At 50.3% G+C, this 11,225-nt stretch carries 11 protein-coding genes; 10 read left to right on the forward strand and 1 reads right to left on the reverse strand.

Annotated features, from left to right (window positions below; all coding sequences use genetic code 11):
• Together ACOJWD_RS11685 and ACOJWD_RS11690 are read left to right on the forward strand one after the other, a co-directional pair.
• Window positions 1–285, forward strand: a 285-nt coding sequence (locus tag ACOJWD_RS11685; protein ID WP_486993405.1) for a TIM barrel protein, incomplete at its 5' end; no start/stop codon positions are given.
• The gene (locus ACOJWD_RS11690; protein ID WP_486993406.1) at window positions 285–1,865 is read left to right on the forward strand and encodes a phytoene desaturase family protein; all 1,581 of its coding nucleotides are present in this window, start codon (window positions 285–287) and stop codon (window positions 1,863–1,865) included. The genes ACOJWD_RS11685 and ACOJWD_RS11690, both read left to right, overlap by 1 nt.
• Before the next feature lie 748 nt (window positions 1,866–2,613).
• Here ACOJWD_RS11690 and ACOJWD_RS11695 read toward each other — a convergent pair.
• A complete protein-coding gene (locus ACOJWD_RS11695; protein ID WP_486993407.1) occupies window positions 2,614–3,156 on the reverse strand; it encodes a hypothetical protein in 543 nt (180 codons plus the stop codon).
• Window positions 3,157–3,461: 305 nt separating this feature from the next.
• Here ACOJWD_RS11695 and ACOJWD_RS11700 point away from each other — a divergent pair, with 305 nt between their 5' ends.
• The 8 genes from ACOJWD_RS11700 (at window position 3,462) to ACOJWD_RS11735 (ending at window position 11,089) form a co-directional block, all read left to right on the forward strand.
• On the forward strand, window positions 3,462–3,755 hold the full coding sequence (locus ACOJWD_RS11700) for a hypothetical protein (protein WP_486993408.1): 294 nt from the start codon (window positions 3,462–3,464) through the stop codon (window positions 3,753–3,755).
• 232 nt (window positions 3,756–3,987) lie between these two features.
• Complete coding sequence (locus tag ACOJWD_RS11705) at window positions 3,988–5,046, forward strand: hypothetical protein (protein WP_486993409.1); 1,059 nt, start codon at window positions 3,988–3,990, stop codon at window positions 5,044–5,046.
• A 283-nt stretch (window positions 5,047–5,329) separates the two neighbouring features.
• Window positions 5,330–5,530: a putative immunity protein gene (locus tag ACOJWD_RS11710; protein ID WP_486993410.1), complete on the forward strand. Its 201-nt coding sequence runs from the start codon at window positions 5,330–5,332 to the stop codon at window positions 5,528–5,530.
• A gap of 437 nt (window positions 5,531–5,967) precedes the next feature.
• The gene (locus tag ACOJWD_RS11715; RefSeq protein ID WP_486993411.1) at window positions 5,968–7,002 is read left to right on the forward strand and encodes a LacI family DNA-binding transcriptional regulator; all 1,035 of its coding nucleotides are present in this window, start codon (window positions 5,968–5,970) and stop codon (window positions 7,000–7,002) included.
• Window positions 7,002–8,540, forward strand: a complete 1,539-nt coding sequence (locus ACOJWD_RS11720; protein ID WP_486993412.1) for a sugar ABC transporter ATP-binding protein — start codon at window positions 7,002–7,004, stop codon at window positions 8,538–8,540. The genes ACOJWD_RS11715 and ACOJWD_RS11720 overlap by 1 nt, the downstream gene beginning before the upstream one ends.
• Window positions 8,537–9,541 carry an ABC transporter permease gene (locus ACOJWD_RS11725; protein ID WP_486993413.1) on the forward strand — a complete coding sequence of 335 codons (1,005 nt, stop codon included), beginning with the start codon at window positions 8,537–8,539 and terminating at the stop codon, window positions 9,539–9,541. The genes ACOJWD_RS11720 and ACOJWD_RS11725 overlap by 4 nt, the downstream gene beginning before the upstream one ends.
• 90 nt (window positions 9,542–9,631) lie before the next feature.
• The gene (locus ACOJWD_RS11730) at window positions 9,632–10,657 is read left to right on the forward strand and encodes a sugar ABC transporter substrate-binding protein (protein WP_486993414.1); all 1,026 of its coding nucleotides are present in this window, start codon (window positions 9,632–9,634) and stop codon (window positions 10,655–10,657) included.
• Window positions 10,658–10,741: 84 nt separating this feature from the next.
• Window positions 10,742–11,089 carry a nuclear transport factor 2 family protein gene (locus ACOJWD_RS11735; RefSeq protein ID WP_486993415.1) on the forward strand — a complete coding sequence of 116 codons (348 nt, stop codon included), beginning with the start codon at window positions 10,742–10,744 and terminating at the stop codon, window positions 11,087–11,089.
• The last annotated feature ends 136 nt before the right edge of the window (window positions 11,090–11,225 follow it).

Below are 11,225 nucleotides of genomic sequence, written 5' to 3' on the forward strand. Positions count from 1 at the left end.
AACAGTTGGTGGGACCCGGAGCTCGAACGGTCTATTCAGCGTGCGGGGTCTCGTATCCAATCGGTGCAGATAGCGGATTGGAGAAACCCGACCCGAAGTTTTACCGATAGAGCCATTCCCGGGACGGGGGTGGCTCACCTCGCGCAAGCCATTCGATGGATTGAGGCCACCGGCTATCAAGGGCACTATGATTTAGAGATTTTTTCTGATGAGCTCTGGGGCCACGTCGATGGCTATTCCGCCATGATTGCTGAGAGCCTTCAGTGGTGGCGGGGAGTGACATAATGGCGGAATACGATGTGGTGATCATTGGGGCAGGCCATAACGGCCTCGCCGCAGCATTAGTTTTGGCCAAGTCGGGCCTTAAGGTGCTGGTGATCGAGGCGCGCGCTGTGGCAGGAGGGGCCGCCAAATCAGGCGAAATCACTCGGCCTGGATTTATCCATGACTATTATGCTAGTAACATTGGATTGTTTTTGGGGTCGGCATTGAATCGAGAATTTGGTCCGGAGTTCCTTCGCGCTGGTCTCAGGGTGGATATTGCGGACCAACCCTACGGTAGTGTCTTTCCCGATGGCAGAGGACTTCCCATCTATACGGATCGACAAGCCACTGAAGAATCGATTGCAGCGTTTTCCCAAAAAGACGTTATCGCGTGGAGAGAATTAAGTGACCAATTTCAAGAAGTGTCCCCGATGATTTTCCCCCTTCTACAATTGCCGATTCCGTCGTGGGCCTTCGCTCGAGCCATCTACCGTTTGGGAAAACGGCTGGGCTGGCGCCGTGCCCAAGAGGTAGGGGCACAGCTTCTTCAGTCTCCGCGGCAGTTTGTCGAGTCTCGTTTTACATCCCCAGAAATGCAAGCGCTCTTAATCCCTTGGGGATATCATCTCGACTTTCAGCCGGATGCATCCGGGGGCGCGACCTTTCCTTATTTGGAGTCGATGGCGGATTACTTTAATGGCATGGCGATTGTCCACGGCGGTATCGGTGAATTAATGGCGAGTGTCGTGACGGTACTAAAAGCGCATGGGGGAGAGCTGTTACTCAATACCGAGGTGACTTCGGTGGTGGTAAGCGGTGGGCGCGCCGTGGGGGTGAAAACGTTAAACGGGGAGGAAATCCGAGCAAAACGGGCGGTGGTGGCGAACATAACCCCTAAAAACCTCTTTGGGCCCTTGGTTGATGCCAATCTATTACCCTCTGAATTTCTTACCAAAGTGCGTCGCTTTCGCTATGGCCCCGGCACTATGATGATTCACCTGGCACTATCGGGGGCGGTGCCGTGGACGGCTGCGAGTATGGAACGGTCACTCTATGTGCACATCGCTCCATATGTAAATGACCTGGCATTGGCAGATATGGAGGCGCGCGCCGGGCTCTTGCCGAAGAGTCCGTTGCTGGTGGTGGGTCAACAGTCGGTATGGGACCACTCGCGCGCGCCTAAAGGGCATGAAACCTTGTGGGTGCAGGTACGGTCAGTGCCTGCCATACCCCGGGGTGACGCGCTCGGGGTCATTACGCCAACAAATTCGTGGGAGGATATCAAAGAGTCCTATGCGGACCGCATTCTCGACAAAATTGAGCCGTATGCACCGGGATTTCAGACGAAGATTCTTGATCGTGCGGTGTTGTCACCAATGGACTTAGAAATGGACAATCCGAATTTGGTCGGTGGCGATAGTGTGTCGGGAAGCCACCACTTAGATCAGTTTTATTTGTTTCGCCCCATTCCCGGTTGGTCACGCTATCGAACTCCCATACCCGGACTCTTTATGGTGGGCGCGTCAACCTGGCCTGGAGGCGGACTCAATGCCACGTCGGGATATTTGGCTGCCCATGAAATTCTACGCAGGCGTTCATAGTGAAAGAAAGATCGGTGCGTGGACCTGCGCTCCGAGCGGTTGGAGTCATGATAACGACGGCTTCGACGCGAAGAATCTAGTCTCTACGCGGTGATGAGCATTGCGAAATGCGGCGGGTCATCGCTAATGCGCATACTCTTAGCAAGGCGAATATAGGAGGAGCGGTTATTCCTTTCATTCGGCCAGACGAACTAGGGAGTGACTGGACTATAGAGATAACTCCGCTTTATGTGAGTCAGAAAATAGTTATAGCCTTATGAGGCTTCCCATTGTCGGGCAGAGACGAAGCGAGCGAGATGCTCCTGTCATGGAGGAAGTATCTCGTGGTGAGGTCGCGAGGGAAAGCATCCGTTCGGAGAGGCCTCTTGCCCATCGAGTTCGTATCCTGTTCCGTGTTTGGGCACGCGAAACCCGTATTAACAACACTTCATGACGGTCGGTGACGGGCTCAGGGCACGGATGAAATCATCGATGGGGGCTAGGTGTTGCGCGAAGAGCAATCTAGCTCAAGGGGAGAGAGCCCTTCGTATGGATGACCGTGGTCAGGACAGAAGTGACCTTGCCCTCCGACGACGGTGACAGTCACGAGTGGACCTATGTCTTCCACATGTTCCAGGTGGCGTCCTCGAATCTTTATAGGCTGACTATAGCTTTGAAGATAATCCCCAGATTTATCCTCGATGGTAAATTAGTGCATGTGCCCATTCACAATAACCCTTCGTCGTCCTCCGTGCGATTGCCACGTGACTTACAGCGTTAACTTCTCGATGACATGGGATAGCCTTTGGAGTGTGTGGTCCAATTGTTGCATTCGTTGGATTGCGGGAAAAACGGGAATGGGCCCAAATCGTCGCCTCGGTTTCGAAATGGTGGGGTCTAAAGGGACTTCCTGAAAGTGTCCGAATTCGACAAAATCGAGTGTGTGAGAGGGTAACTGAGAGAGTTGATGAGGTTCAATGAAGAGCTTCTTCCGAATGTTCAAGGGGTGCCAATCTTTGGTGGCGGCCCGGACCTTCACCTGACTCACTCCTCCTGTGAGGATGGTGGCATAGACCTTATCGGTTGGGCCAATCCATTCAAGAAGGTTATTTTTGAGGGCGACAATTTGTCCATAGCCTGTCTCTTTTTGATTCGAGAGTTGATTGTGTTCCCAGTGAACGGCCATGTGAAGCCGCAGGTAGGGGAAGCCGTCGGGAATCCACTCGATGGCCTCGCCAGTCCCGGACTCAAAGCCGAGGGTGTGATCCTTCCATACGGGTCGAATCTGGACATCAGCATCAGTAGTTCGCACATAAACAAGGGTCGAGAGGCCGGCACTTACGCTCGGACACTTCTCAACCTTTGTAATCATTTAATGTTGTATATTTAAACTAACACGTTTCTTGTTCCGTTTGCAACTGCAAGAGGAGGATTCTGACGCTTAGACGGCTCGCGGATGGTGATTTGCGCAATAAGTATGGTTGCACCACACCCGAGGCGTTCGCTTTTATTCAGCGTTGGTTAGAGTTGTTTCATCGGAAGTCTTTGGACACTTATGCTGTTAAGATGCGGAACACTCACAGTATTTTACGAGAAATGCTTGACACTTTGACCTAAGTGCAAAGTGGGGTGATTCACCCCTTTAATTTGAACGCCTTGAAGGATGAGGCTATTGACCTTCTCGCCCGCGATTTGACCTTAAGCAGGTTTAATAGCCCGTTAAAGAAGAGGCTCTTGCATACCATAAGTTCGGGAACGAAGAAGGAGTCCCTTAAGTCCATTCAGCATACTCTGGGCTACGCGCTGGCGATTTTGGATGAGCACTATCAGCAATGGGTAATAGATGAACTGAACAGGCTTTTCAATGAAGCAACCGGCGCCGAGGGTTCCGTCATCCGTGTCATCTTTTAGACCGAAACTTTAGCGACCTCGCTAATAAACTCTGGTTGGGACTCTCAAAGCCTGTATAAGCTCGTGTTTTCACCTCCTTTTGAATGGCCCCCTTTTATGGAGGGCTGGAATTCGCTTTGTAGCTACTTATTAAACCGGCAAGCCTCGTTTCATTGTTTTATAGGAAGTTCAGTCGACCTACGCTTTAGCGGTCATAAAGCTAGGTTTTTCGGTAATAAACGGAAGGGAGGCGGTGCAGGATTTCGGAGGATTGGAGGGAATCGGACTTCCTCTCGCAAATGAATTCGTTTATGAAGTAGCGACTACTTACGTATACAATTTGCATGCAGCTGTATCAATGTGCCTTCAACGATATGAAGCCGTCGTGTCGTTACTCAGCCATTATGGGGAAACTGTAGGTCTTCCCGAAGTGGTGTATGTGGTTCTTCCTTCCCAAAGAGCTCTCACTTATTCCGTTAGAGAAAATCGCATTTCCTCGTCTCAGGGAGAAATTTCTGCGGTTGTTGACGCGTTTGTGCAACTATCTAATAGCAGCCGGGTCCGATTGGAAAAGGTGTTTCGGCAAACCAGATTGGCTTATGAGACGAATATACCGGAAATACAATTTTCGAATTTATGGGTGGCTTTGGAAGCGTTGGTCACGGGTGGCGATATGGACTCGGGAATTGAGAGCCTAAGGGTGGTGATTCCCGCTGTTCTTACTGCTAGCTACGTCTTCCGCATAGTCAGTAACTTTCTTTCGGACCTACGGCGATGTGGTGTTCAACCGGTGTACAAAGGCCATAGAATTACAACCGAAAATCCTGACGCGCTTTCTATCACCAATATGATCCAGCTATTTCGGGAGCCAGCGGAATTTCGAGAGTTGTTATCTTTGATCTCAGGGCATACCTTGTTAACATCGAGGGCGTCTTGGCTTAAGAACGCATTTGCTACGGATGCGACAATCAGCGAATTGCTACGCAAACATAATAGTCGGTTGGCGTGGCATCTCCAACGCTTATACCGGGCACGGAACAACCTCGTTCATGCTGCTGAAGCCACGGCTGTTGCTCCGTTAATCAGGCACTTAAACTCTTACCTACGAGACGTTGTGAATGAGATCCTCGTAAAGAGTCGCGGCGAACAAGAAGAAATCGATGAGCTGCTCACGAAAATGTCGGACAACTATTCGACGCTTCTTGAAATGTTGGACGAGTCTACTGGGGATGCTTCTGCACCTTGGTACTGGTCTTGGTTATTGAACGGTCCGTTGTTTGACAATCTAGCAGAACCTTACAGCGGGCCGTGAGCTATTCGACATAATAACGGCACGAATCAGCATCTCACAGGAGAACATGTCTGTCGGGCTATGATGATCTCATTTGTCTTGGGTTTAGCCGAGTCCGTGCTCATTATTCCCCCCTATTGTCGCGGATACACCAAGGGGCGCAAGCCTCTCCGGGTGTACTGACCTCGGCTTTATGCTATTCCTAATCCGCTGTGTATCCGATAACTCGAAAGTGAGTCGACGGGATGACAAAATCAAGTACAGCCGAGACGGATCCATGTTCAAGATCCCCTTGCCCGTCTGAATGGGTTTGTTTTGGCCAAATCACGTTACCTTCGGTTTGGCTCCTCCAGATGTCGTCAGTTCTGAGGTGGTTACCAGTTGCCGCCAATGCGATGCGACCGCTACGGCGATCGCACTCTGGGCTGCGCAATGTGTTCAAAAGATATTAAACTCTTTTGAAGAGGTATGCCCCTATGATAATCGGCCGCGTCGCACCATTTAGGTACTGTAGCCTGCGCGAATCGAACAGTTATGGCATTGCCAAAGCAAACGGTTAGGGTCTGGCATGAGGAGTGTCTGTGGCCACGAGGCCGCTTCCTTAAAGGAAGGGTGACCAGGAGATGGACGAGTGGCGTTTGCGTAATGACCTTGGGGAGGTGTCGTCGATAAGGCGACGGTCAGCGTAGGGAATAAATAGAACCTTGTGGCAAGCGTGGATAGAGCAGCACTCTTTGGCGAGTCTACTTTTTGGCTATTTGACGATGTAGAGGAATAGTCGTTCGCTATGAACTCCCCTGGCGGCGTGTGTGATGAGCAGATCTTCATACCAAAAAATAAGAATATTTACAATGAAATGGTTGATTGTGTATTGACAGGGAAAAGGAATAAATCATAAACTAAGAACGATTACTGTAATCGATTTCAGAGGAGACTCCAACGTTGGCTAACATTAACGATGTGGCTCGCCGAGCCGGGGTTTCGACCGCAACGGTATCTCGATACCTTCGGGGGCTTCCGGTTCGCTCGGGCGAAGTAATTAAGAAAGCGGTTGACGAACTGGATTATCATCCTAGTTCGGTGGCGCAGAGCTTGAGGTCTGGCGTACATTACGCGATCGCTGTAGTTGTCCCGGATATTACCAACCCGTTTTTTGCGGCGGTCGTAAAAGGGGCTGAAAATATCTGTCGCGAGGGGCCGTATCAGATCTATTTGCTTAACACGGATGAAAGTAGTAAGAGTGAGCATCGGGTATTGCAAGATGTTGTTAAACGAGTAGATGGCGTCATTCTCACCCCAGCGACAGAAGGGAACTACAGCCTTGAAGATGTGGCACTTTATCGCGATTTAGGGATCCCACTCGTGTTGGTGGACCGCGAAATACCAGGGCAAAATTTTGATTGTGTGCTCACTGACAACATCAAGGGAGCTCGCTTGGCTGCGGAGTATTTGGTAGGCCTTGGTCACACCAAAATTGCGACAATTCGAGGTGCTCTCACTACAACCCCGGGATTACAGCGGTATCAAGGGTTTTGTGACGTGTTAGAAGAGTCCGGGATTGAACTGCGGCCAGAGTACTGCAAAGATGGAGAGTTTCGAGAGTCGGGAGGATATCAGGCCATGTTAGAACTGGCCTCGTTGCCTGATCCCCCCACCGCAGTGTTTTCGTCGAGCAACTTGATGAGTGTGGGTGCACTAAAGGCCCTCAACGCTTTGCGGTTAAGTGTTCCAGAAAAGGTCTCGGTTATTGGGTTTGACGATCTGCAATTGGGTGAGTTGCTTGATCCGCCGTTCACATGCGTGACGCGGGATGCGGTCCGTCAAGGATCGATTGCGGCCAGGATGTTATTGACCCAGTTGGAAGCCAGCCCTTCCGAAAATCCTAAAAAAATTATGCTCGACGTGTCTCTTGTCGAACGCGAGTCATGTCGGAACCTCAGGGTAGTATCGGGAGGGACTGAAAGGAGTGCCCGCTGATGATTGGCGTACAGGATGTGAGTATGCGATTTGGACCAACGATGGCTCTAAAGGACATTAACTTACAAATAGCTCCTGGGACCATCCATGCGCTTGCCGGAGAAAATGGATCCGGGAAATCCACGTTGTTGAAAGTATTGGCGGGGGTTCAAGTGCCTACGGAAGGAACCGTGACATTGAATGGAAACCCAATTTCTCTCGGTAGTGTGCGTGATGGGATGCGTCACGGGATTGGCGTCGTATTCCAAGAGTTGAGCCTTTTTCCTCACTTGTCCGGGTTCAGTAACATTGCAATTGGACACGAACCCCACGACTATGGCTTTGTCAAAGCAAGGGAATTGCGTCAGCGCGTACAAGACCTGCTGTCGCGGGTTCGTTTTCCTAGGATGGACTTGGAAAGGCTAGTGGGCGAGTTACCCATTGCGGAACAACAAATGATTGAAATTTTAAAGTGCCTGTACAAGTCTCCGAGTGTCATTTTATTTGATGAACCGACAGCGTCCTTGACACGTCAAGAGTCGACGTCTCTTTTAAGTGCGATTAAACAGCTGCGCACTGCCGGATACACCATGGTATTTGTGTCTCACCATTTGGATGAAGTGTTTGAGTTGGCTGATATGGTCACTGTGCTCCGAGATGGTGAGTTGGTATTCAGCCGTCCCATTCGCGAAACCAGTCAACGCGATGTCTTGGCGGCAATGCTGGGGCGTACGTTGGAAGAGTTCTTTCCGAACCGTCACGGGAAACCCTCTAACGAGGTGCTTCTTTCCTTAAAGCAAATCGACGACGGGAGACTTGAACCGGTTGATCTAGATGTATTCGAGGGTGAAGTGCTGGGCATCGCGGGCGCTGTGGGATCCGGAGCGAATGCATTGGCTGATGTAATGTCTGGATGGAGGCCCATTAGTTCGGGGTCGATGTCCATGCGGGGTAAGAGGGTTCAGGTTCGCAATCCCGCGGATGCCCTAAAAGCCGGTATTGGATATGTTCCAGAAGATCGCCGCGCGCAGGCACTCATGTTGGGCCTTTCTGTGGCCACTAATGGGACGTTACCTCTCGTAGCCGCTCCTCATAGCCCGTTATTGTCACGTGGATTTTTCATGCGAAATAAAGAGGAGCAACGACAAGCCGACCATATGGTCGAGCGGCTCGGAGTACGCCCGCGATCTACCAAAGTCACTATTGGCAATCTATCGGGAGGGAATCAACAAAAGGTGGTCATTGGAAGATGGCTGCTGCGGGACGTACCATGTCTCATATTGAACAATCCTACCAAAGGAATCGATGTGGGCGCTAAGCACGATGTATACCAACATATTTTGTCATTAGCCGACAATCACCATGCGATTGTATTCGTGTCCTCCTATAATGATGAACTTCTTGGTATTGCTGATAGAATCGCGGTTATGTACAAAGGCAAGTTGATTGGCCCGTATTGGAGATCAGAGCTTGACGATGAGAAACTGCTTCGCTTGACCATGACGGGAGCGATGGACGAGCCCAACGTCCATCCATTAACTGGAGGGAGCACCCTATGAAGCGTAATGTTGAATTGGATTCTAGTCAGCCCTCAGCAACGCCGCAAGAACGTGTTCTATGGTTTCAAACTGTGGGCAAAGTCTTAAATACGTCGTTAGTCATGGCGGCCTTAGTGGTTCTGGTGATTGTGTTTGCCATCGTGACACCCAACTTTCTGAGCCAAACGAATGTCGCGACGATTTTTGATTCGGTCGCCGTCATTGCGCTCTTGAGCGTAGGTCAAGCGTTCGTAATTATCACCGCAGGGATTGACCTGTCCCAGGGATCAATTGTTGCGCTTTCCGGAGTCGTGGGGGCGGCAATGATGGCCCATGGCGATGTGGTTGTCGGAGTCATCGTTATGCTGCTTATTGGGGTTGGCGTGGGGCTCTTTAACGGAATCTTGATCGCCTATACTAAAGTGCCTGCTTTCATCGTCACCTTGGGGAGTTTAAGCATTGGCTCTGGAATTGCTCTTTTATTTACTGGTGGAGAACCGATTTACAACATTCCTGCAGCCATAGCCAACTTCGGGACAGGAACGATCCTTGGGGTTTTTCCCTATATCATCATTCTTACCGTGGTAATGGCCGTGTTGGGCCAAATTCTGCTAGGGAAGACTCGTTTTGGACGCGGTGTGTATGCGATTGGGAGTAATCAAACGGCCGCGCATCTGTCCGGACTTCCCGTTAAAAGAACTGTTGTGTGGGTCTATCTGCTCTCCGGGATTTTATCTGCACTCGGAGGCTTGATGCTGACGGCCTACGTGAGCACTGCCCTCCCTACGGCCGGAGCAAATTTTGAACTTGACGCCATCGCTGCTGTTGTGATAGGCGGCGGAAGTCTCTTTGGCGGTCAAGGCTCCGTATGGGCAGCCACGTTAGGGGCGCTCCTTCTCAGTGTACTAAGTAACGGCACGCAATTGTTAGGGGTATCTAGCTACGCCCAAACGTTAATTTTAGGCATAGTCGTGATTGGCGCGGTCTTTATCGATTCCTTTAGAAAGCGGACTGCTATTTGACGTCTATTCCGCAACTTGTCGGGCTTACATTCGTGGAAATTTCAAAATATCCCGATGATTTACCTATTATCTATCGAGGAGATGACTGATGTGACAGGAGTTAAGAATGGCGCAAAGCACTCCAGACTAATCAAAAAGGCTGGGACTGTGGTCCTTATGGCATCAACAGTGGGCATTTTAGCAGCGGGTTGTGGCACGTCCACTGCTGCTGCAAAGACGACAACTACCGGTCCTAAAACCATAGAGTTCATTCCTACATCTAATTCCACTCCGTATTTCCTAGACGTTTACGCTGGGGTACAGCGTGAAGCTAAGAAATATGGATACAAAACAGTATTTCAAGCCCCCTCTGTTTCAGCCGATGTGGGTACGGAGATTAATCTGGTGCGAGAAGCGGTGTCCAATAAGGTGAACGGTATCGTATTGGTTCCTTATAGTCCAACCGCCTTGGTGGCTCCGGCGAAAGAAGCTGAAAAAGCGGGCATCCCTGTGATAGCGGCAGACTCCGATTTGAATAGTGGAGCCAAGACCTTTGTCGCAGTGAATGATGTGGCAGCAGCGAAATCCATTGCCAAATGGGCGGGGGATTTTGTTCACGGTCACGGCGAGTACGCGATTATTGACTACAATTTATCTACCACGTCTGGGATCGACCGTCGGAACGGATTTCAACAAGGAATGTCGAACTTTCCCGGGATTAAATACGAAGGAATTCAAATCAGCAACTCTGTGGTAGAAACGGCTCTGCAAGAGGCCACAACCATGTTAGAGAGGGACCCCAACATTAATGTATTGTTTGGGGCAAATGATCGGTCTGCATTGGGCGCAGCTGAAGCGGTAGCTCGATTGCACCTTCAGAACAAAGTCTGTGTGGTAGGATTTGACGCGGATTTAGGAGAAATCAATTACATCAAAAGTGGGGTTATTAAGGCGTCTGCGCTTCAGAGTCCTGTGCTTGAAGGAGAATGGTCGGTCAAAGCGCTTCGTGCGGTGTGGGCAGGGAAATCTCTTCCTGCGTTTGAAGCGTTACCGTATCACATTGTGACCTATAAGAACTACAACACCCCGACTTCTGTTTCCGCTATTCAACAGTACCTTTTGAACTACAAGTCGTAATTTTGACAGCGACTATTCCGGCGCAAGCCCATGTCTTGATGGACTTGCGTTGGAACCTAGTCCTTAAATCTAGGGAGTGGTCTGATGGGGAAGGTTCAAGACGTCGCAGAGCGCTATTGGCAGGCCGAAGAAAGTCGTAATTTGAGTGCGATCCTGGAATTTTACCATTCCGATGGGGAACTGGTTGTGCCTGACATGGGAAGGTTGATAGGACACTCGGAGATCAGCCGATTCTACAGTGCCAGCATCGCACGGTTCAAGTCACTTACGGTAGAGATATTGCAGGGGGTTGAAATGGGGCAACGAGGTGCGTTCGAATGGCGTGCGACATTTATGGATGAATACAGAGCCATCACCATATCGCAAGGAGCCAATCTAGTCTCCATCAAGGACGGGAAGTTTCAATTTGTACATGTCTATTATGGAAGCTAATAACTTATTACCCCATTGTTTGCGAATTGAAAGGCACTAAACAGTGTAGGAGGTATTCAAATGAGTGCCCAAAAAGTTGCTGTCGTATCTGGAGGAGGATCCGGTATCGGTCAGGCGTGTGTCATGACTCTCGTGA

Source organism: Sulfobacillus sp. TH-112 (genome assembly GCF_057473405.1).